The following is a 21,573-nucleotide window of genomic DNA, read 5'->3' on the forward strand; positions in this document are numbered from 1 at the left end:
CTTGGCTTGCCAAGGCCGTGGGGCTCCATCTTTGCCCATTGTGCGTCTGTCAGTACCCATCGAATGCTCATCTGCCTATTGCACCATATCCCCGTGCTCGGCTGAAATGATTCTCAACAGACCCTAGGCTGTTGTTACGAAGCCGCCATGGCCGAAGCGGGCAAGCCGAACAGGTGGTCAAACACCCAGTTGAAGACGAAGGTGTAGCAAAGGAAGAACACGATCAGCCCCAGGTCCATCACAAACGCGTGCCACAGGCTCACGCCAAACCACCAGGCAAACAGCGGCACCAGCGTGAAGACCAGGCCGCCCTCGAACCCGATGGCGTGCGCCACGCGCCGCGCCACGCTGCGCCCGCGCACGGGCTGACGCGCCTCCCAGCGCTCGAACGCCCAGTTGAAGACGATGTTCCAGACGATGGCGATCACCGAGGCCGCCACCGCCACCACGCTCGAATGCCCCGCGCCCTGGCCCGTGAGCAGCGCCAGGCCCACCGTGGCGGCGCCGATGGCGATCAGCTCGTACAGGGTCACGTAGATCACGCGGCGCTTGACGCCTTGCAGACCAAAAAGAGTGGGTGTCTTGTCCATGGACGGTACTTTATATTCGTCACACTGACACATAAAGTCGGCTTATTTCAGTTTTTCTGATAGATTGGCTCGTATGGCCTTCAACTCCGACAGCGTGCAGGTGTTTCTGACCGTGCTCGACCAGGGCTCGTTTTCGGCCGCCGCGCGGGCGTTGTCGCGCGTGCCGTCGGCGGTGAGCATGACGATGGCGCACCTGGAGGCCGAGCTGGATGTGCAGCTGTTTGACCGCAGCGGCCGCGAGCCCCGGCCCACGGCCGCCGCGCGCGCGCTGGAGCCCCAGGCGCGGCTGCTGGCCCAGCAACTGCAGCAGCTCAACGCCCAGGCGCTGGCGCTGACGCAGGGGCTGGAGGAGCGCCTGACCCTGGCCATCGCCCCCGAGCTGCTGGCCGCGCGCTGGCGGGGCCCGCTGGCCGCGCTGGCGCACGAATACCCGCTGCTGCAGGTCGAGGTGCTGGCCGCACCGCAGGTGGACGCGCTGGCGCTGCTGCACAGCGGCCGCGCTCAGCTGGCGCTGGTGTTCGAGCGGCCCAGCATCGACGGGCGCGAGGGGTTTCAGGAGGTGGGCACCGAAACCCTGGTGGCCGTGATTGCACCCGAGCACCCGGTACTGGCCGAGGCCCGCGCCGCCGCCCAGGCGCGCGGCGAGCCGCCCGAGCGCGCCATGCTGCGCGAGGAGCACCTCACCACCACGCGGCAGATCGTGGTGGCCAGCCGCGACCTGGGGCAGACTGATCCGCGCTTTGTGTTTGCTCGCCACCACTGGCGCACCGACAACCACCTGGCCGCGCTGGGCCTGATCGAGGCCGGGCTGGGCTGGGGCTGGCAGCCGCGTGCGCTGGTGCAGCCGCGCATTGCGGCGGGCACGCTGGTGGAGATGCCGTTTGAAAACCTCAGCAACGGCACGGCGCTGTGGGTGGATGTGGTGTGGTCCAAGGAGCGGCCCTTGGGCCTGGGCGCGGCGCGGTTTGTGGCGCTGATGCGCGACAGCGCCACGCCGCAGGGCGCGGCCCGGTGAGGCATTCAGGGCAATAAACTGGTGTCAAAAACGGCCTTTCCGCCCGTCCATATTGCCTCATAAGCTATTACTTACATAGCAGATTGCGCCGTCACCGCCTGGTACTCCCGGCACTCGCCGTCCTCCGGGACCCACAGGCGGCGGGCCCAGCCACCGTCCAGCGCCAGCTGGCGCACCGCTGCGCTCAGTGGGGCAGTGGTCCAGCACTTCCAGGTGGTTCACCACCAGTGCCCCGGGGGTCAGCTGCGCGGCCTCGGCCATGTCGGCAGCGTCCATGAGGATTTCTGCCCCCACATCGAATCGCGCCCCGCGCGCAGGCAACACCGACACCTCGGGCTGTAGGCGCGCCAGGCAGTCGCGCACCGTGGGAGTGAGCATGGTGTCGCCCGCCAGGTAGACGCTGGGCTCGCCCGGCAGCTCCAGCAGGTAGCCATGGCCGTGTTCCATGAAGCGGCCCACCCAGCCGGTACCGTGCACACACGAAATCGGCGTGACATGGCCGCCCAGCGCAAACGGCTGGCGCCCCGGCCCCGCCAACGGCACCACCTGCAAGCCCCGCTGCGCAAGGTAGGCCGCATCGCGCGGCATGCACAACACGGAGATCTGCCGCTCACGCAGAAAGCGCTTGCCCATGCGGTCCAGGTGGTCGAAGTGGCCGCGCTGGCAGTGGGTGATGAGGGCGTGGGTCACGCGCTGCAGCAGCGCGTCCGTGTCCCCCGGCAGTTCCACGATGGGGTTGCGCTGGCGCCCCGCACCCAGGTAGCGCAGCGCGGGCAGACTGCCCCGGTGCGCGAGCATGGGGTCCACCAGCAGGCCCATGGGGTGGCCATCGGCGGAGGTCAATTCAAGCAACACGGTGGCGTTGCGCAACTGGGTGATTTGCATGGGTGGGCTCCAAAGCCGGTGGGAAAACCATGGATTGTTGGGATGAAGGGGCACGGCGAAAATGGCCGATCTGGACAACTTCTTTCCATTTTTCGCCACCCGCACTCTCCCCGCAGCCATGCCCCCATCCACCACACCACCCTTGCGCCTGGCTCTGCTGCTGTACCCCGGCTGCATGCCCGCTGGCCTGTTCGCCACGGCAGACCTGGCGCGTGCCGCCAACCTGCGTGCGCAGCGCGCCGTGGTCACCACCTGCTGGGCAGGGGTGGACCTGCAGCCCGTGCCCACCTGGCAGGGCCCGGCCCTCACGCCCGGCGTGGCACTGGCGCAGGCCGAGGTGGACGCGGTGCTGGTGCCCGGCCTGTGGCTGTCGTCGCCCGACGGCTGGCAGGCGCCCGCGCTGCAGCAACAGCTGGCGCCCGCCGTGGCGGCGCTGCGCGCCCTGCCCCGCCGCACCCGGGTGTGGAGCTACTGCGCCGGGGTGGCGCTGGCCGCCGCCAGCGGCCGCTTGCGCGGGCGCGGCGCCACGGCCACCTGGTGGCTGCGCGCGGCGCTGGAGCAGCAGTTTGGCGCCGTGCACTGGCGCTTTGACGAGCCGCTGGTGGAAGACGGCCCCGCCACCACCGCCGCAGGCGCCAACGGCCACCTGCCCCTGATGCTGCATGCCCTGGCCCAGCGGCTCGATGCCGTCGCGCTGGGCGACCTGCAGTCGCTGCTGATGCTGCCGCGCCCGCGCACCACCCACCCCGCGTTTGCGGAGCACGACCTGATGGCTGTGACCGATCCCACCCTGCGCCGTGCACAGCTGTGGGTGCAGCGTTGCCCTGCCACCGCGCTGCGCCTGCCCGCTCTGGCCGAGGCACTGGCCTTGTCGCCCCGCACGCTTGCGCGCCGGGTGCAGGCGCACACGGGCCTGTCGGCCGCATTGTGGATGCGGCGCATCAAGCTGCGCCAGGTGAGCGAGGCGCTGTGCGACACGCCCCTGCCCCTCAAGCGGATAGCCGAAGATTTGGGCTTTGCCAGCGAGGCGGGCCTGCACCGCGCGTTCCAGCAGGCCACGGGGCAAACGCCGCTGGCCTACCGCATGGCGCATGGCTGAACGCCGCTGCGGCCATGGAAGCGGCCCACGCCCCACATCGTTCATCCCAACGATGACTGCCAGGCCATCCTTTGCGATCATGTCCGCTGGCTGCCATGCTCAGGAATGAACCCATGCCCACCACCCACACCGCCACCTGCCACTGCGGCGCCGTCGAAGTCGAGGCCACGCTGGACCTCAGCCAGCCCACCTACCGCTGCAACTGCAGCATCTGCCGCCGCACGCGCTTCTGGCCTGCGGTGGCCCTGCCCGGCGGCTTTCGCATCGTGCGGGGGCAGAACGACCTCACGCGCTACACCTTTGGCACGCACAAGAACCACCATTACTTCTGCCGCCACTGCGGCGTGCGCGTGTTTGGCCACGGCACCGACACGCCCATGGGCGAGATGTATGGCGTGAACCTGGGCTGCATCGATGGCCTGGCGGACGAAGACCTCGCGCGCCTGGCCGTCGTGCGGGTGGACGGACTGCACGACCAGTGGCAGCAGGCACCGGCGCACAGCGGGTATCTTTGAGTTCCGGTTGAAATTCCCGGCGCATCGCGCCGCCCTGCCAGGAGCCCGCCCGTGCCTTCACCTTTTGCCACCACCCCGCCCTCCCTGCAGCAGCGCCTGCAGCCCTGGCAGCCGCCGGGCAAGCACATGTCGCTGGACGACATCGACCCCGGCGCCAAGCCGTTTTCGCTGGGCGACAAGGCCCGCGACAAGGCGGCCGTCGAGGAACTGGCGGTGGAGCTGGATGCGCTGCAGAACCTGTTCTACGCCGACAAGCGCTACAAACTGCTGGTGGTGCTGCAGGGCACCGACACTTCGGGCAAGGACGGCGCGATCCGGGGCGTGTTTGGCCGCATGAGCGCCCTGGGCGTGCATGCCGTGGGCTGGAAGGCGCCCACCGAGACCGAGCGCGCCCACGACTACCTCTGGCGCATCCACCAGCAGGTGCCACAGGCGGGCGACATCACGGTGTTCAACCGCAGCCACTACGAGGACGTGTTGGTGCCCGTGGTCAACGGCTGGATCACGCCCGAACAGCACCAGCAGCGGCTGGCGCACATCAACGACTTCGAGCGCATGCTCAGCGAGACAGGCACAATCGTGCTGAAATTCCTGCTGCACATCGGCAAGGACGAGCAGCGCGAGCGGCTGCAGGAGCGGCTGGACGACCCCGCCAAACACTGGAAATTCAGCATGGGCGACATCGACGCGCGCAAGCAGTGGGCCGACTACCGCCGTGCCTACAACACACTGCTGGCGGCCACCCACACGCCCTGGGCACCTTGGACCATCGTGCCCGCCGACTCCAAGACGCACCGCAATCTGATGATTGCCACGGTGCTGCGTGCGGTGCTGCAGAGCCTGGACCTGCGCTACCCGACGGGCGACCGGCGCTGGCGCATTTCACCGTCGAATAGGCCTGCCAAGCAGGGCCCCGGGCGGCCGCCCAGCGGTGGGCAGGCAACGCGCCTGTCGGCGCACTCCGGGGCCCCTGCTTTTGCTGCAGTGCCGCATGAATGGGCGTTTTCCGATGGTTATGCATTATTTGCATAGCACTCAAACACTCCGGCCTTAGACAGTGTGCAACCGCAGGCATAAGCTTCGCGGCTTGAACTGATCCCACAAGGAACTCACCATGTCTTCACCCATTGGTGCTGCCAGCACCACCCACTCCCTGCCTTCGTACCTGCAGGCCGACCACCTCGGCCCCTGGGGCAACTACCTGCAGCAGGTGGATCGCGTCACCCCCTACCTGGGCAACCTGGCGCGTTGGGTGGAAACGCTCAAGCGCCCCAAGCGCATCCTGATCGTGGACGTGCCGATCGAGCTGGACAACGGCACCATCGCCCACTACGAAGGCTACCGCGTGCAGCACAACCTGAGCCGGGGCCCCGGCAAGGGCGGCGTGCGTTTTCACCAGGACGTAACGCTGTCGGAAGTGATGGCCCTGTCGGCCTGGATGTCGGTGAAGAACGCAGCCGTGAACGTGCCTTACGGCGGTGCCAAGGGCGGCATCCGCGTGGACCCCAAGAAGCTGTCGATGGGTGAGCTGGAGCGCCTGACGCGCCGCTACACCAGCGAAATCGGCCTGCTGATCGGCCCCTCCAAGGACATCCCCGCACCCGACGTGAACACCAACGGCCAGATCATGGCCTGGATGATGGACACGTATTCCATGAACACCGGCGCCACCGCCACCGGCGTGGTGACCGGCAAGCCCGTGGACCTGGGCGGCTCGCTGGGCCGTGTCGAGGCCACTGGCCGGGGCGTGTACACCGTGGGCGTGGAAGCCGCCAAGCTGACCGGCCTGCCGCTGGAAGGTGCCCGCATCGCAGTCCAAGGCTTTGGCAACGTGGGTGGCATTGCCGCCAAGCTGTTTGCCGAAGCAGGTGCCAAGGTGGTGGCCGTGCAAGACCACACCGGCACCATCTTCAACAGCAAAGGCGTGGATGTGCCCGCGCTGCTGGCGCATGTGAAGGCCCGTGGCGGCGTGGGCGGCTTTGCCGGCGCCGATGTGATGAAAGCCGAAGAGTTCTGGGGCGTGGATTGCGAGATCCTGATCCCTGCTGCGCTGGAAGGCCAGATCACCAAGGACAACGCAGGCCAGATCAAGGCCAAGCTCGTGATCGAGGGCGCCAACGGCCCCACGACCACCGAAGCCGACGACATCCTGCACGACAAGGGCGTGCTGGTGCTACCCGACGTGATCGCCAACGCCGGTGGCGTGACGGTGAGCTATTTCGAGTGGGTGCAGGACTTCTCCAGCTTCTTCTGGAGCGAGGACGAGATCAACGCCCGCCTGGTGCGCATCATGCAAGAGGCCTTTGCGGGCATCTGGCAAGTGGCGCAAGAGCACAAGGTGAGCCTGCGCACCGCCACCTTCATCGTGGCCTGCCAGCGCATCCTGCACGCCCGCGAAATGCGCGGCCTGTATCCATAAGCCCTCGCCCACCACCTCGGCCCCGCCCCTTACCCGGGGCAGGCCGTCGCACCACCGCCAGCCGCTGCGATCCAGCCCTGGCGGTTTTTCTTTGCCCGGCGTGCTGAGAGCTGTTGCGCCACGGCGACGTACACCCGGCGCCAACCCGCGCCGTTCATGAAGCCAGAACGACCGCGCAGGCGAATCCGAAACACAAAGATACGTACACATACAAATTGTCATATCTCGACACGCCTCAGCGTGAAAAACTTCCTGGACTTTGTTTCTGCAAGCCCCGTCCGGGAGACTTTGATGCCTTTTCCGTCCCTGCGCAGCCTGGTGGCGCGCTTTCTGCTCAACCGCCTGCGCACCGCACGTTCGGTGGCGCGCCTGGCCTACCGGCGCCATGCCCACAAGCCCGCGCTCATCGACCGGCGCGGCACCCTCACCTATGCCCAGCTGCAGGAGCGTGTGTACCGCCTGCAGGCCTGGATGCAGGCGCAGGGCGTGAAGAAGGGCGACGTGGTCTTCACCTGGTTGCCAGAAACCGGCGAGCAGTACGAAACCCGGCTGGCCACATTCGAGAACGGCACCATCTTTGCGAGCTTTCACAAGCACCTGCCCGCCGAGGCGGCGCTCACCACCATGGGCCGCGTCAAGCCCACGGTGTTCATCCACGACCCGCTGCTGAGCGCCCCCATCCTGCAGGCCGTGCGCGAACAACTGCCCGGCCTGCGCATGCTGGCGCTGGGCGACGAGTACGAACAGGCCCTGGCGCAACACGCCCCGGCAGCGGGCACAGCCGATGTGCACGAGGACGACGTTTTTGCGCTGCACATGACCTCGGGCACCACCGGCCTGCCCAAGTCCATCGGCTACAGCAACCGCAAGTACCTGGACAGCGTGCGCCTGATCTCGCGCGCCATCGACTTCAGGCCACCCGCCAACGGGCCCGATGTGAACATGCTGGGCTTGCCGCTCACCGGCCCGGGCTCGGGTCTGGTGCTGCCCACACTGCTGGCGGGCGCGGCGCTGGTGATGCCCGAGGACTTTCGCGCCACCACGCTGGCCGGGCTGATCCAGAAACACCGCGTATCGCGCGCGTTCCTGTCGCCCTCGGCCGTCATCGACCTGCTGGACGAGCCCACGCTGGACCAGTACGACCTGTCGTCCCTGACCCATGTGCCCTATGGCTCGGAGATGATGCCCGCGCCCAAGATCGCCGAAGCCATCCGCCGCTTCGGGCCGATCTTTCAGCAGGGCTACGGTTGCCTGGAGGCGCTGCCCCCCATCACCTGGCTGCTGCCCCACGAGCATGTGGATGCGCAGGGCAACCCGCTGGGCAACGACATCCTCTCCACCGTGGGCCGCGTGATGCCAGGGGTGGACGTGGTGATCCGCGACGATCAGTTTGCGCCGCTGCCCCCGGGCCAGATGGGCCTGATCACCGTGATGACGCCGGTGCGGTTCGAGGGCTACTGGCTGGACCCCGAGAAGACCAGCGAAACCCTGCGCGACGGCTGGGTGGTGATGGGCGACGTGGGTTATTTCGACGCCGCAGGCTACCTGCATGTGCTGGGCCGCAGCGCAGACCGCGTGACGCGCAACGGCCACGCGCTCAACCCGCGCGAGATCGAGGAAGTGGCGCACTGCCACCCCGCCGTGAAAGAGGCTTGCCTGGTGCAACACGGCAGCGCCGCCGTGCTGGTGGTGAGCCTGCGGCAAAGCTGGCGCAGCGACCGCAGCACGCAGCCACTGGAGCATGACCTGGCCGAATATCTGGTGCAGCACCTGCCTGTGGAGATGCTGCCCGACGACGTGCGCGTGGTGCCCGAAATTCCGCGCAGCTTCCTCAACAAGATGCTGCGCCGCGAGGTGCGCCTGATGCTGGAAGCCACACCGCCCCGCACACCGGCCCCTGCGGTCGCTGACCAGATCCCCGGCCAACCCGCTGCCGCGCACCCATGAGTCTCTCCGCGAACCGCCTGAGCCTGGGCACCAAACTCGGCTATGCCGTGGGCAACGTCGGCCTGCAGATGCTGATTGCCGCCATGAGTTTTCTGCTCATGATCTTCTACACCGACGTGGCCCTGGTGCCGCCCGCCGTGGCGGGCGCGGCGCTGCTGGTGGGCAAAGTGTGGGACACCATCAACGACCCGCTGTTTGGCTGGGTGACCGACCGCACCCGTTCGCGCCATGGCCGCCACCGCGTGTACCTGATCTACGGCGCGATTCCGCTGGGGCTGGCGGCGGCCGCCGTGTGGATGGTGCCGCCAGGCCTCTCGCCCGTGGCCGCGTTTTTTTGGATCGCCATCACCTACACCGTGTTCGACACCATGATGACCCTGGTGCAGCTGCCCTACCAGGCCATGGCCGCGAACATGACGCAGGACTATGACGAGCGCACCAGCCTCACGGCCTTTGCGTCGATGGGCGCGCTGCTGGGCTTTTTTGCGGGCAGCGTGCTCATGCCCGTGCTGGTGCGGGCCGCGCCCGATGCGCGCACGGGCTATGCGTTGGCGGGCGCCTTGTTTGGCCTGGTGGCGGGCATGGCCGTGGCCGTGGTGGCCTGGCGCGTGCGCGAGCCAGCAGCAGGCACCCCAATCGCCACCGAGTCCCACACACCGCCCCTGTGGGCCAGCGTGCGCGCCACACTGGGTACCACACTGCACAACCGCCCCTTTTTGCTGCTGATGAGCGCTGCCACACTCGTGCGCCTGGGCCTCACGCTGGTGCAGGCCTCGCTGGCCTACTTCGTGATCTACCAGCTGCAAGGCGACAAGGGTGACCTGCCCCGCTTCATGGGCACCTTGCTGGGCGTGGTGGGGCTGTCGCTGTTTGTGTGGAAGGTCGTGGTGGACCGTTGGGAGAAGAACCGGGCCTACATCCTCGGGCTGGTCTTGTGCGCAGCCGGGCTGCTCACGCTGTACTGGGTGAAGCCCGGTGACCAGCACCTGATGACCGCGATCCTCGTGGTGGTGGGCATCGGCATGGGCGCGCACTGGATCGTGCCCTTTGCCATGGTGCCCGACACCATCGACCACGGCCACATGCAGGCGCGCGAGCGCCAGACGGGCATGTACTACGGGCTCTACGGTCTGATGGACAAGCTGGCGCGCACGCTCGCCACGGTGCTGGTGGCAGGCATGCTGGACGTGACGGGTTATGTGCCGAATGTGGCGCAGTCGGCCGATGCACTGCAGGGCATCACCCTGATGACCGGCGTGCTGCCCGGTCTGTGCCTGGTGCTGGCGATTCCGCTGCTGCTGGCGTACCCGATCACCCGGGCGCGCCACGCTGACATCCGGCGCAGCGTGGCGCCGTAGCACCCGGCTACCGGGCCACTATGCCGAAGGCACCGGCCCCACCGGTTCTGGCGGCAGCACGCCCCGCATCGCCAGGCAAAACGGCTGCACGCAAGCCGCCCGCGCCGCATAGGGGCAGCCCACCGTTTCGCACAGGCCCGATGCGCCATTGCGCGCGCGATCTTCCTCACGCGGCACCTGGCCGCTGGCCTGCAGCACGGCCATCTGCGTCCAGGGGTCGAGACGGCCCGTGGCCTGCTGCTGCATGTCGCGGCCATACACGGTGGCGGCCAGCTGCGGCTGAAAGTCCAGCACCAGCAGCGCACTGGTGCGCGGCGCTGCGGCGTCCGCCCCCTGCAGCACCAGGGCCAGCACGCCCGACTGCAGCGCCTGCGCGGGGCCGGCAAAAGGCACCTGCAGCGGCACCGCCCCCGATGCGCCCGCAGCCCCCTGCCCAGATGCAGGCGCGGGCGCAGGCTGCTGCGATGCGATCCAGGGCACCGGCACGCGCAGGGTCAGCGCAAAACTGCGCGGGCCTTCGGGGGTCAGCACCGCACCCTGGCGCACCAGCCAGGTCTGCAGCGGCGGTGTGTCTGCATCGAGCGCCCCGCGCTCCAGGTCCTGCGCCAGCCCCACGGGCCAGGGCTGCGCGGCCACCACCCGCTGCGGGGCGCCACTGCCTGCCGTGACCTGCTCCAGCACCGCACGCACCATGCCCATCAGCGGCGCACTGAGGCCGGTGGCGGGCCAGTCTGCGCCCCGCACGGGGGCCGCACCCGCTGCGGGGGCAGGCGCCCCCACGGGCAGCGGCGGGGGTGGCAGGGGCCCGCGCGCAGCCAGCCCCGGCCGCGTGCCTGGCGCAGCCCCCACGGCACCCGCACCCGGGCCCGCCGCTTCGCGCCGGGGTTCAAACCCGGCGCCCAGCTGCTCGCGCGCCTGGGGCGAGATGCTGGCCTTGTCGGCCGGTACCGGCAAAGGCCCGGCCGCCGGGCTGGGCGAGGTGGCCGTGGGCGGCGGCGCACTGGCGTCGGCCGGGGGCAGCGGCGCGGGGGCCACGCCGGGCTTTTTATCCAGCCCCAGCAGCGCCGTCTGCCGCTGCAGCGCGGCCTCGGCCAGAAACTGGGCCACGGGGGGCAAGGCGCTGCGCGAAGGGTCGATGGGGAGGGCCATGCCAAGTTTGCGAAGGGATGGCCGGATTCTGGAACGATTCCGCGCCCCTGAACAGACCATGCGGCCTGGGCGCTCGGGCACGGCTCAATCACTACAAAATCAGTAGCAATCAGTGCTTGATGGGCGGGCGGTGAAGCCTGTTTTCACTAAAAACCTCACCACTCGCAAGGCGTGAAAGCATCCCGCGCGCTGTCTCAGCGGCGCCCTGCGGGAATCAGCGGCAGCTGCAGGTAGCTGCCCTGCTCGCCCCCGGTCAGCAGCGTGTGCTTGCCGCCGGATGTGGCCGGCGGGTGCGCCGCGTGCAGGAAGGGGAAGGAACCTCGGTAGGGCCCCTCCTTCAGGTGCGGGAAGGCGAAGTCGCCGCCCGCCACAGTGAGCGCCAGCGTGTACCCGGCAGGCACCACGATGCTGGTGGGCCAGATCTCGATGTCCAGGTCGTAGATCTCGCCCGGGGTGGCCGGCAGCGGGTTGCGGTGGGACTGCAGTGGGCGGCTCGGGGTGGAGCGCGCCCCGTCGAGCCCACGCTGCGACAGGCGCAGCCAGCCGTTCGAGACGGGCACGGCCGGGGCCGCAGCGCCCTCGAAGGTCACATCCTTGCCAGCGGGGTCCAGCAGGCGCAGGGTCAGGAAGAAGTCCGCGTCGGTGCCGTGGGCGAGCGTGCGCAGCCGGGCCTTGACCGGGCCGGTGAACTCGCGGTCTTCCGCCGATGGCGGCATGAGGAAGGTAGCGCCTTCCGGCCCGACTTCGTAGCTGACCTCGCCCGCCTGCGCGAGCGCCGCGCTCACCAGCGCCCGGTCGGCGGCCGAGAGGTACCAGCGCTGGAACTGCGTGCCCGCGAGGGGCCACTGGGTTTCGGCACGCCATGCGTCGGGCTTGCCCGGGTGGCGAAGCATGAGCTTGATGGGCGGCTCCTGAAAGGCGCGCTCGTTGCCCTTGAGGAAACGCTCGAAGAAGCGCATCTGCAACGCCAGCGACTCCTCCTCGTAGAACGGGGCCGTGTGGTCGCCAGAATGCACGCGCAGCCACTTCTGGGCCGAGGCCGCGCCGAGGTAACCCTCTACATTGCCGCGCAGGTGCAGGCCCATGCCGCCCCAGTTTCCCACCGAGAGCACGGGCACCGTCACCCGGCCCAGGTCGGGCGTGCGCTGGCGGTGGTACTCGTCGTCCAGCGTGTGCGCCAGCGCGCCATGCTCCAGCGGTGCACGGTTGCCCGCCAGCAGCGCCTGCGGCAGCGGCGTCACCGCCGCTTGGTCCCCGGTGATCGCATCGCGGAAGGCGCTGGCCCCATTGCCATGCTGGTTGGGCAGTATCTGGCTCGCATACCAGAGCTTGGTGAAGGTGGTGGCAGGAATTCCACCGTGGTGGGTCATGTCGCGGTAGGAGTCCACCGCACCTTCCCAGGGAATGATGGCCGCCAGCCCCTTGGGCTGCAGCGCTGCCACCTGCCACTGGCCGATGGCGTAGTACGAGATGCCCAGCAGCCCGACCTTGCCGTTGGACCAGGGCTGGGCCGCCGCCCACTCGATCAGCTCCTTGTAGTCCTGCACCTCGCGCGCACCCAGCGGGTCTAGGAAGCCGCCCGTCTTGCCTGCACCGCGCGAGTCGGCCTGCACCACCACATAGCCTTCGGGCACCCAGCGCTCGGGGTCCGGCATCTCCCAGCGCATGAACTGGCAGGTCGAGGCCTTGCACAGCGTGGGGATGCGCTGGTTCATCTTGGCCCAAGCGGCCTGATAGGGCGCGGCGGTCTGCCAGACCACGTCCTTGCCGTAGATGCCGTGCGTCACGATGACCGGGTAGCGGCCGGGCGCGGCGGGCCGGTACACATTAATCTTCATGTCCAAGCCGTCGGACAGCGTGACGGAAGCGTCGTGCTCGAACTTGGCGCCCGCCACCGGGAACGGCCGCTCCGTGCCCGGCGCATCGGCGTGAACGCCCGCCGAACATGTCACCGTTGCGGCGGCTGCCAAAATCCTGATCACCTGCATGCGAACTATCGCCATGATGCTCTGTCTCCTGGTTGTGAAATATTTAAAGCAATAAAATTTGCTTTAATTGACCGCATGCTAACGCACAATTTATTGCTTTAACAAGATTGATGAAAACCCTGACGGACTCCGAACCCCCTGCCCCGCGCCGGCGCGTGGGCGGGCGAAGTGCCCTGGTGATGCAGGCCGTGGCCGATGCGGTGATGGCCGAGCTGGTGGAAGGCGGCGTCGAGAACTTCTCCGTACCCCGCGTGGCGGCGCGCGCGGGCGTGAACAGCTCGTCCATCTACCGCCGCTGGGCCACCAAGGGCGCGCTCATCGCGTTCGCGGGCGGCCGCTGGGCCGAGGCCCTCATGCCCACGCCCGACCTCGGGTCGCTGCGTTCCGACCTGGTGCAAATCCTGGAAAACGGCCAGCGCTTTGTGAACGACCCGCGCGGCCGCGCGCTGGTGGCCCTCAACTTCGGAGAGGGAGATTCCGCGACCGACGCGGGCTCCCAGGGCGCCTACTGGCAGCAGCGCCTGCAGCAGCACCAGGCCATCTTCGACCGCGCCATCGCGCGCGGAGAACTCGCGGCCCATGCAGACGTGGAGGAAATCCTGGAGCGCACTATCGGCCCCTTGTACGCGCGGACTTTCATCAGCCGCAGGCCCCTCGACCGCGACTTCTTCGAGCGGGTGGTGGACGCTGCGCTGTTTTCGGAAAAACAGCTATCATAATAATAGCAAATAGCGCTTGATGGAAGCGCGAGAAGCCGTATTTCTGCTCTAAGAATGCCCCCCGCCTCCTCCCGCTCCACGCCCCCTCATCGCTGGGTGGCCAGTGCCTTGCTCGTGGGGGTGCTGGGCTTCATGCTGCTCAGCGCCTGGGTGTTCTCCCCGCACTGGGAGCGCGCCTTCCGCTCTGATGCCTCGCCCGTGGCATGGCTGTCGGGGGCGCTGCTGCTTGCTCTGAGCACCACAGCGCTGCGGCTGACCAGCGAACGCGCCCTGCCCCGGGGGCTGGGCCTGTGCCTCACGCTCGCGTTTGCGGTGCTCGCGGTGGACGAACAGTTCATGCTGCACGAGCTGTGGAAGTTCCGCTGCCACGAATGGACGGATGCCTGCCGCTGGGCCGCCGTGCGCGAGGCGCCGATGCTCGCAGTGGCCGTGGTGGGCGGGGCCATGCTGGTGTGGCTGCACCACGCCCTGGGCCACCGCAGCACCCGCTGCCTGCTGTGGGCCGGGTTTGCCGTGGGTCTGGCGGCCATTGCCGTGGACCAGTGGCCCGAGGTGCAGCCGCAGGGGCGCTGGTGGCCCGAGCTGCCGCAGTGGCTGACAACGCTGGAAGAGGCGCTGGAGGTGGTGGCCGAGGCGCTGGTGCTGGCGGCGCTGCTGCGGCAGCCGGGGGCACGGTGAAGCGCGGGCGCGTCCTACGGGTTGGCATTCGACCGCATAACCAGGCGGGAAGCCGCAGACAGTGCTGTAGCACGGCAAAGCGAACCAACGACGTGATGCGGTTGAAGGCGAAGCTGTATCACTCCCCCGTGCGCCGCCACACCAGCCCCAGCGCCCTGACTTTTTGCCAGGCGCTGGCGCGTTCGTCCGAGAGCACGTCCAGAAAGTCCGACAGGCGCTTGGACTTGACCATGGTGTAGACCGTAAGCGAGGTGGTCAGCACAAACACCAGCGCAAAGATGCCCAGCTTCTGCCCCACCGGCGCATCGGCCTCGGCCAGCAGGTTCATGCCCAGAAAGCCCGTGGTCACGGTGCCGATCAGGCCAAAGATGGTCACCACCGTCAGCCGCACCACGGTGTTGGCCTGGCGGCGCAGGCTATCGGCGTCCAGGTACTGGTTCATCTCGCCGATGCGCTCCTTGACCTCGGTGTACAGCGGGTCCAGCCCGAGGTGGCTGGAACACATGCGGAACAGGGCACGCACCTGGGCCTGCTCGGACACCTCGTGAAACCAGTACCGGTGCGTGAAGCGCAGAAAACCGGCAAAGCTGTCGCGGATGGTGCGCTTGAAGCGGCGCACGCTGGCAGCGTCGGCAATGTCCAGGTTTTTCAGGGCCTCGGCCAGCCGGTCCGAGAACATCAGCAGCGCCGCTTTCTGGAAATGTGCAATCAGGAACAGCAAAAAATGCTGGTGCCGGAACTGCGCCAGCACCCCCCGGTCACGGCAGACAAAAAACGGGCTGTTGGCATCGCCCAGCACCAGCAGCGAATGGCCGCTGCACAGATAACGCGTGTGGGGGGCGACGCCGCTGCTACTCCAGAAGCGGTCGTAGCAGAACCGTTTTTCAAAGTCGGCCAGGTGCTCTTCGGAATAGGGCAGGCAAGCATCGTCGCCAGGCCGGGCCGCGCCGGTCACCAGCCCGAGGCGCACGAAGTCGCTCCGGCTCAAGGCGCGCGGGTCGTCCAGCGCCAGAAACGCCAGCTGCGGCATGCGGTAGTACTCGATCTGTCGGTAGCGCAAGGGGCCGCTGCGCTCGGAATGGTCGCTGACCAGCGGCTCCAGCAGCCAGGCCCAATGGGCTGCAATGCGCGGGGCGCGGTGGCTGCTGACATGGGCCATGAAGAGGTCGCGCTGGTTGGCGTCGGACTGGGCCAGTACCTGCCCGGCGGCGTCCAGCCACTCGGCGCTGAACAGGCAGTGCTGCGCGTGGCCGTCGGCGTCCCACCCGGCGGGGTAGCCCCGACCGAAGCGGTACAGCAGCTCCTGCGCCTGGGGCAGCGCCAGGTCGCGGGCGCTGACCTCGACATTGAGCAGCACCAGGTCCAGGTCAAGAAAGAAGTACAGGTCTACATGGACGATGTCGAGCGTGATCGGCGCCGCGCCGGGGTGCAGCACCGCCCGCACGGCGCTGACATCGCTGCGCCGGAACACCCGCATCGGCGAGCCCGTGGCGGTGCCGCCTTTCTGGCTGCGGCCCTCGCCGTACAGAAAGCGCTGCACATAGGGCAAAAAGGTCACGAACTCGTTGTAATGCCGCTCGTGAAACCGCTGGCTGTCGCCCGTGAATTCGTCCACCACCTCGCGCCAGGGCGAGGCCTCGCCCATGTCGGCCAGCACCTCCCAGGGCTTGGCGTGCCGCCCCTCGGAGCCCCGCACCGGCATCAGGCGCAGCGGCCACAACAAAACCTGGCGCAACTCCCGCACGCAGGGGGAATGGGACTCAACGGACATGGGCGGGCCTTTCGTGGGGGTCGGGGCTGCGTGCCGGGCGCTGGCTGGCAAACCCCATGGGCGATCTCCGAAACGATGCTACCCAAAACCGCCGGGGGCGGGGGACCTGCTCGGGCCGTTGGCAGGTTGCAGGCCCCAGCGCCCCTCCTCAGGAGCCGCTCAGGTGCACTCCTGGTCCACCCAGTGCCCGGCCCGGAACCACTGGCCGCTGATGTTGAGGTACCAGCGCCATTCAAAGATGGGCTCAAAGCTCATTCCGCCGGGCGAAGGAGTGTCGATGCGCAGGATGTCCACCACGCCGTCGCGGTCCAGGTCGATCTCGTGCACCAGCACGGCGGTGTGCTTGCGTGTGGGCCTGTCGCGGATGGGCGGGTCGGCGGGCTGCATCCAGCTGGTGGCGTAGCGCTTGGAGCGCACCTTCACCGCGTCGGGCGGCAGCTTGCCGGGCAGCACCAGGCGAGCCAGCACCTCGGCGCTTTCCGGCAGCCGGGCGTAGCCGCGCAAGGGCTGGGCTTCCTCGCCGGGGTCATTGAACCCCCGGCCGGGGTAGTGGCCACCGCAGTAGTGCTCTTCGTTGCTGATGTCCCAATAGCGCTGGCGGACGGTGTGGGCCCCAACCAGGCCCTGGTGGGTAATGGCATAGAGGGTCAGCGCAGGGGCAAAGGCCTGGTCGGCAGTGCCCACGTCCCAGAAACCGGTGATGTATTCGATTTCGGGCCCGCTGTGGCGGTTGAACCGGCCCACCGGAGCGCCCGTGGGGATGACGCTGATGCGGGTGCCTGCCACGGCGGCCAGGCCATCGGCGTCGGTCTCGTGCAGCAAGGCCACGCTGGTGTGACTGCGGAAGTACGACGGAGCAATGGCGGGCAAGGTAGGCTTGACGGCCAGAGGGGCCACGGCCGGTATGTGGTCCACGGCGCGGGTGGCCAGCTTCACATCGTCCTGCGGGTTGACGGGCTCGCCCCGGCTGATCTCCTGCTCGGGCCGCAGCAGCACACCAGCGCGCAGCAGCTTTTTGGCAGCCTCCCATTCGGGGCGCTGGGGGTACAACACCGGCATGTCATGCGCGTGGCTTTTGGCCAGCGCGGGCAGTTGTAGCGCAGGCGGGCGCGGCAGGGCGTTGCCGTAGGCCCGCATGCGATTGGCCGACGGCGCCACCCAGAAGGCGCGGGCAGCGTCCTTGCCCGCCTGGGCCAGGGTCAGGGGCTGGTCGGCCAGCAGGTTGCAGGCCACATGGGCTTGCAATGGCTCAGGCAATGGCGGGCCCAGGCGCGCGTCGCCTGCATAGAGCACGGCGCACCAACCGTCGCGCTCGGTGAGCTGTTGCAGCACGGTGTTGGCGGGTACTTGGGCGACGATGCGGGCTTGGGATTGAGCCGACTCGCGCAGGTTGACCCAGGAGCCCTGCACGTAGCGCGGCTTCGCAGGCGCGACGGCCGGGGCCTGGGCGATGGCGGAGCCCGCCAGGGCCGCCGCCAGCAAAGCAGCGGTAGCCACACGGCGGGGCTGCGTGGCATGCAACAGCGTCTTCATGCGTGGCCCCTCTGAAACATTACACCGCCAAGGCAGCTTCGGCCACCGCAGCGGGCGGCTGCGATTCGACCACCCGGGCCAGCAGCGCGCCGCTGTAGCGCGCGGGCAGAGGGATCCACACGCGCACGGGGCTGCCCTGGGCCACGCTCACAGGCTGGCCTTCCACGTTGCGCATTTCCTGCAGCCGCAAGGTGGTGTTGCCGCTGGGGTGCACCACTTCAATCAAATCGCCCACGGCAAAGTGGTTCTTGGTTTCGACCTGTACCCAATCGCCTTGCAGGCCCAAATCGGCCTGTCCTTCGGCACCCAGCACCTCGCCCACATACTGGCTGCGCTGCGTGGCCGAGTGGCCGTTGATGTAGTTCTGGTAGTCGTTGCTGGGGCGGCGCTCCAGCAGGCCGCCGGTGTAGCCGCGGTTCGACAGGCCCTCCAGCTCGATCAGCAGTTCGGGGTTGAAGGGGCGGCCCGCCACGGCGTCGTCGATGGCGCGGCGGTACACCTGGGCGGTGCGGGCCACGTAGTACAGGCTCTTGGTGCGGCCTTCGATCTTGAGCGAATCCACGCCAATCTGCGTGAGGCGGGCCACATGCTCCACCGCGCGCAGGTCCTTGCTGTTCATGATGTAGGTGCCGTGCTCGTCTTCCATGATGGGCATCATCTGCCCAGGGCGGCCGGCCTCTTCGATGAGGTAGACCTTGTCGGCCTTGGGGTGGCGCTCGCCGTTGCCGGTGGTCGATGCAAAGGCTTGCTCCGCTTTCTGCTGCGCGGCTTCGAAGTTGAAGTCGCCTTCCATCTTCTGCGCAATGGCTTCGCCCGTGGTGGGGTCGATGTCGGCGTCGTGCGTGGCGTAGTTCCAGCGGCAGGCGTTGGTGCAGGTGCCCTGGTTGGGGTCGCGGTGGTTGAAGTAGCCGCTGAGCAGGCAGCGGCCCGAGTACGCAATGCACAGCGCGCCGTGCACAAACACTTCCAGCTCCATGTCGGGGCATTCCTGGCGGGTTTTCTCGATCTCGTCCAGGCTGAGTTCGCGCGAGAGGATGACGCGCTCCACGCCCATCTTCTGCCAGAACTTCACGGCCGCCCAGTTGGTGGTGTTGGCCTGCACCGAGAGGTGCACCACCTGCTCGGGCCACTTTTCCTTGACCATCATGATCAGGCCCGCGTCGGCCATGATGAGGGCATCCGGCTTGCAGTCGATCACGGGCTCGATGTCGCGCAGGTAGGTGCGGATCTTGTCGTTGTGCGCAATCAGGTTGCTGGTCACAAAGAACTTCTTGCCGCGCGCGTGGGCCTCGTCAATGCCTTGCTTGATCTGCTCCAGGCGGAACTCGTTGTTGCGGGCGCGCAGGGAGTAGCGCGGCTGGCCGGCGTACACGGCGTCGGCACCAAAGTCGTAGGCGGCGCGCATCTTGTCGAGCGAGCCAGCAGGCAGGAGGAGTTCGGGGGCTTTGAGCGTGGTCATGGGGTGGCCCAATCTAAAAATCGTCGGTGTCAGGTCAGCGCGACATGGCAGGCATCAGGGGCAGGCCCGCGAGCATGCCCACGGCCTGCGCAGGCAGTTCTTCGGCGTCAAAGGCCTTGTCACCATCGGCGTCGGCCACGCCGTTGGGCACCAACCCCTTGAAGTCGAACTGGCGCGGGTCCATGAAGTGCGAGGGCACCAGGTTGCGCAGGGCCACGGCCATGTTCTCGATGCGACCGGGGTAGAGCTGCTGCCAGTCGCGCAGCATCTGGCCGATTTGCTTGCGCTGCAGGTTCTCCTGGCTACCGCACAGCGTGCAGGGGATGATCGGGAATTTGCGGTGCTCGGCCCAGCGGGTGAGGTCGTCCTCGGCCACGTAGGCCAGGGGGCGGATGATGAGGTGGTCGCCCCGGTCGCTCTGCACCTTGGGCGGCATGCCCTTGAGCTTGCCGCCGAAGAACATGTTGAGAAAGAACGTCTGCAGCATGTCGTCACGGTGGTGGCCCAGCGCAATTTTTGTGCAGCCCAGCTCGTCGGCCACACGGTAGAGGATGCCCCGGCGCAGGCGGCTGCACAGGCTGCACATGGTCTTGCCTTCGGGGATGTGCTCCTTGACGACGCTGTAGGTGTCCTGCGTTTCGATGTGGAAGGGCACGCCCACCTGGGTCAGGTATTCAGGCAGCACATGGGCCGGAAAGCCGGGCTGCTTCTGGTCGAGGTTGACGGCGATCAGCTCGAACTTGTGGCCGTTGCGCTGCTGCAGCAAACGCAGCACGTCGAGCAGGCCGTAGCTGTCCTTGCCGCCGGACACACACACCATCACCTTGTCGCCGTCTTCGATGAGGCCAAAGTCGGTGATGGCCTGGGCCACCTGGCGCACCAGGCGCTTTTCGAGCTTGAGCGCGGCATGGGCGGCGGCTTTCTCGGCAGCCTCCGCAGAGGGGGTGTCGGGCAAGGTGGCAATAACGGACATGGCAAACAGACCGGGGCTGGCAGTGGGTGCGGAAAAGACTTCAACGGAAAGGCGCAAGGGTGCCGCAGCTTCCGGCAGCCCGCAATGCGCTACCGCAGGGCTGTGGCGCATGGATTGCTACATATTTAATAGCTACAAACGCTTACTGGTCGCGCGCAGACGGCCAATTTTTCTCAGATTTTCAGGCTTCTGCGGGGTAAAACATCTTGCGGGTGGGCACAGCCTCTACCGCCTTGGCAATGGCGCCGATGTGGTCTGGCGTGGTGCCGCAGCAGCCGCCCAGGATGTTGACCAGCCCCTCGGCCGCGAACTCGTGCACCAGGCGGCTGGTGATTTCGGGCGTTTCATCAAAGCCGGTGTCGCTCATCGGGTTGGGCAGGCCGGCGTTGGGGTAGCAGCTGATGAAGGTGTCCTCGGCCACGCGGTTGAGCTCCTGGATGTAGGGGCGCATCAGCGTGGCGCCCAGGGCGCAGTTCAGGCCGATGGCCAGCGGGCGCGAGTGGCGCACGCTGTGCCAGAAGGCGGTCACGGTCTGGCCGGACAGGATGCGGCCCGAGGCGTCGGTCACCGTGCCGCTGATGATCAGCGGCAGGCGCTGGCCACTGTTTTCGAAATACTCGTCGATGGCAAACAAGGCCGCCTTGGCGTTCAGCGTGTCGAAGATGGTCTCGACCAGCAACACATCGCTGCCGCCCTCGACCAGCGCCTCGGTCTGCTCGTAGTAGGCGGCGCGCAGCTGCTCGAAGTCCACATTGCGCGCGCCGGGGTCGTTCACGTCGGGGCTGATGCTGGCCGTCTTGGGCGTGGGACCGAGGGCGCCGGCGACGAAGCGGGGTTTGTCGGGCGTCGAATACTTGTCACACGCGGCGCGGGCCAGCTGGGCCGAGCGCAGGTTCATCTCGCGCGCCAGGTCGGCCATGTGGTAGTCCTCCTGGGCGATGGTGGTCGCGCCGAAGGTGTTGGTCTCGATCAGGTCGGCGCCCGCAGCCAGGTAGCGCTCATGGATGTCGCTGATCACGTCGGGCCGCGTGAGCGAGAGCAGCTCGTTGTTGCCCTTCACGTCGTAGGCAAAGTCCTTGAAGCGGTCGCCCGCGTTGCCAGGGCCCGTGTAGCCCTCGCCCCGGTACTGCGCCTCGCCCAGCTTGAAGCGCTGGATCATGGTGCCCATGGCGCCGTCGAGGATGACGATGCGTTGGGCGAGGATGTCGGGCAGTTGCGCGGCGCGCGTGTAGTGGAGGGCTTGCATAGCCCGCTATTGTAGGAAGCTGGACTAGGCAGATGTCTGCTGTTCTGCATCGATGAAATCCGCGACTTCGGCACGGTCTGCTACGAATAGAGACCGCACGGTGTGTTGGCGCCGACCGGAAACTGAGCCAGTTTTCTAGGTAGGGCCGAAGTAAAAATGAGCCAGGTGTTCAACCTACCCTGCTGTTTATTTAAGCAGTGGGGTTCGAGGAGTGATCACCATGGACATG

General features: G+C 67.6%; 17 protein-coding genes and 1 pseudogene. 9 read left to right on the top strand and 9 right to left on the bottom strand.

The genetic code is table 11. The annotated features are described in order from the left end of the window. Positions 1–134: 134 nt before the first annotated feature. Positions 135–590 (bottom strand): PACE efflux transporter, encoded by a 456-nt coding sequence (locus tag ACYZGB_RS21465; protein WP_056057131.1) that lies wholly within the window; start codon positions 588–590, stop codon positions 135–137. A gap of 73 nt (positions 591–663) precedes the next feature. Here ACYZGB_RS21465 and ACYZGB_RS21470 point away from each other — a divergent pair, with 73 nt between their 5' ends. Further along, positions 664–1,605 carry a LysR family transcriptional regulator gene (locus ACYZGB_RS21470; RefSeq protein WP_462390925.1) on the top strand — a complete coding sequence of 314 codons (942 nt, stop codon included), beginning with the start codon at positions 664–666 and terminating at the stop codon, positions 1,603–1,605. A gap of 57 nt (positions 1,606–1,662) precedes the next feature. Here ACYZGB_RS21470 and ACYZGB_RS21475 read toward each other — a convergent pair whose 3' ends face one another. Further along, positions 1,663–2,490 carry an MBL fold metallo-hydrolase gene (locus ACYZGB_RS21475; protein ID WP_462390926.1) on the bottom strand — a complete coding sequence of 276 codons (828 nt, stop codon included), beginning with the start codon at positions 2,488–2,490 and terminating at the stop codon, positions 1,663–1,665. A gap of 118 nt (positions 2,491–2,608) precedes the next feature. Between ACYZGB_RS21475 and ACYZGB_RS21480 the strand changes: the two genes are divergently transcribed. From ACYZGB_RS21480 to ACYZGB_RS21505, 6 genes and pseudogenes are all read left to right on the top strand, one after another. After that, positions 2,609–3,589: a GlxA family transcriptional regulator gene (locus tag ACYZGB_RS21480; RefSeq protein WP_462390927.1), complete on the top strand. Its 981-nt coding sequence runs from the start codon at positions 2,609–2,611 to the stop codon at positions 3,587–3,589. 113 nt (positions 3,590–3,702) lie between these two features. Next, positions 3,703–4,104 carry a GFA family protein gene (locus ACYZGB_RS21485; RefSeq protein WP_462390929.1) on the top strand — a complete coding sequence of 134 codons (402 nt, stop codon included), beginning with the start codon at positions 3,703–3,705 and terminating at the stop codon, positions 4,102–4,104. Between the two features lie 51 nt (positions 4,105–4,155). Further along, positions 4,156–5,000, top strand: a pseudogene (locus tag ACYZGB_RS21490) (PPK2 family polyphosphate kinase). Between the two features lie 218 nt (positions 5,001–5,218). Next, positions 5,219–6,523 carry a Glu/Leu/Phe/Val family dehydrogenase gene (locus ACYZGB_RS21495; protein ID WP_462390930.1) on the top strand — a complete coding sequence of 435 codons (1,305 nt, stop codon included), beginning with the start codon at positions 5,219–5,221 and terminating at the stop codon, positions 6,521–6,523. Between the two features lie 291 nt (positions 6,524–6,814). Then, a complete protein-coding gene (locus ACYZGB_RS21500; protein ID WP_462390932.1) occupies positions 6,815–8,470 on the top strand; it encodes a class I adenylate-forming enzyme family protein in 1,656 nt (551 codons plus the stop codon). After that, the gene (locus ACYZGB_RS21505; RefSeq protein ID WP_462390934.1) at positions 8,467–9,828 is read left to right on the top strand and encodes an MFS transporter; all 1,362 of its coding nucleotides are present in this window, start codon (positions 8,467–8,469) and stop codon (positions 9,826–9,828) included. Before ACYZGB_RS21500 ends, ACYZGB_RS21505 begins: the two co-directional genes overlap by 4 nt. 18 nt (positions 9,829–9,846) lie before the next feature. Here ACYZGB_RS21505 and ACYZGB_RS21510 read toward each other — a convergent pair whose 3' ends face one another. Together ACYZGB_RS21510 and ACYZGB_RS21515 are read right to left on the bottom strand one after the other, a co-directional pair. Beyond that, complete coding sequence (locus ACYZGB_RS21510; RefSeq protein ID WP_462390936.1) at positions 9,847–10,977, bottom strand: hypothetical protein; 1,131 nt, start codon at positions 10,975–10,977, stop codon at positions 9,847–9,849. A 194-nt stretch (positions 10,978–11,171) separates the two neighbouring features. Continuing rightward, positions 11,172–12,980, bottom strand: coding sequence for a CocE/NonD family hydrolase (locus ACYZGB_RS21515; RefSeq protein ID WP_462390937.1), 1,809 nt, complete (start codon positions 12,978–12,980; stop codon positions 11,172–11,174). Between the two features lie 95 nt (positions 12,981–13,075). Here ACYZGB_RS21515 and ACYZGB_RS21520 point away from each other — a divergent pair, with 95 nt between their 5' ends. Together ACYZGB_RS21520 and ACYZGB_RS21525 are read left to right on the top strand one after the other, a co-directional pair. After that, complete coding sequence (locus ACYZGB_RS21520) at positions 13,076–13,684, top strand: TetR/AcrR family transcriptional regulator (RefSeq protein ID WP_462390938.1); 609 nt, start codon at positions 13,076–13,078, stop codon at positions 13,682–13,684. A 54-nt stretch (positions 13,685–13,738) separates the two neighbouring features. After that, positions 13,739–14,362, top strand: a complete 624-nt coding sequence (locus tag ACYZGB_RS21525) for a hypothetical protein (protein ID WP_462390939.1) — start codon at positions 13,739–13,741, stop codon at positions 14,360–14,362. 118 nt (positions 14,363–14,480) lie between these two features. Here the strand turns inward: ACYZGB_RS21525 and ACYZGB_RS21530 are convergent, their stop codons facing one another. The 5 genes from ACYZGB_RS21530 to ACYZGB_RS21550 form a co-directional block, all read right to left on the bottom strand. Continuing rightward, positions 14,481–16,133: a hypothetical protein gene (locus tag ACYZGB_RS21530; RefSeq protein ID WP_462390940.1), complete on the bottom strand. Its 1,653-nt coding sequence runs from the start codon at positions 16,131–16,133 to the stop codon at positions 14,481–14,483. A 159-nt stretch (positions 16,134–16,292) separates the two neighbouring features. Beyond that, complete coding sequence (locus tag ACYZGB_RS21535) at positions 16,293–17,666, bottom strand: SH3 domain-containing protein (protein WP_462390941.1); 1,374 nt, start codon at positions 17,664–17,666, stop codon at positions 16,293–16,295. Between the two features lie 19 nt (positions 17,667–17,685). Further along, a complete protein-coding gene (gene trhP / locus ACYZGB_RS21540; RefSeq protein ID WP_462390942.1) occupies positions 17,686–19,125 on the bottom strand; it encodes a prephenate-dependent tRNA uridine(34) hydroxylase TrhP in 1,440 nt (479 codons plus the stop codon). Between the two features lie 34 nt (positions 19,126–19,159). Beyond that, positions 19,160–20,098 carry a tRNA 2-thiocytidine(32) synthetase TtcA gene (gene ttcA, locus ACYZGB_RS21545; RefSeq protein ID WP_462390944.1) on the bottom strand — a complete coding sequence of 313 codons (939 nt, stop codon included), beginning with the start codon at positions 20,096–20,098 and terminating at the stop codon, positions 19,160–19,162. A 181-nt stretch (positions 20,099–20,279) separates the two neighbouring features. Next, positions 20,280–21,344, bottom strand: a complete 1,065-nt coding sequence (locus tag ACYZGB_RS21550; RefSeq protein ID WP_462390945.1) for a homocysteine S-methyltransferase family protein — start codon at positions 21,342–21,344, stop codon at positions 20,280–20,282. Between the last annotated feature and the right edge of the window lie 229 nt (positions 21,345–21,573).

Source organism: Acidovorax sp. Q11, assembly GCF_054950075.1.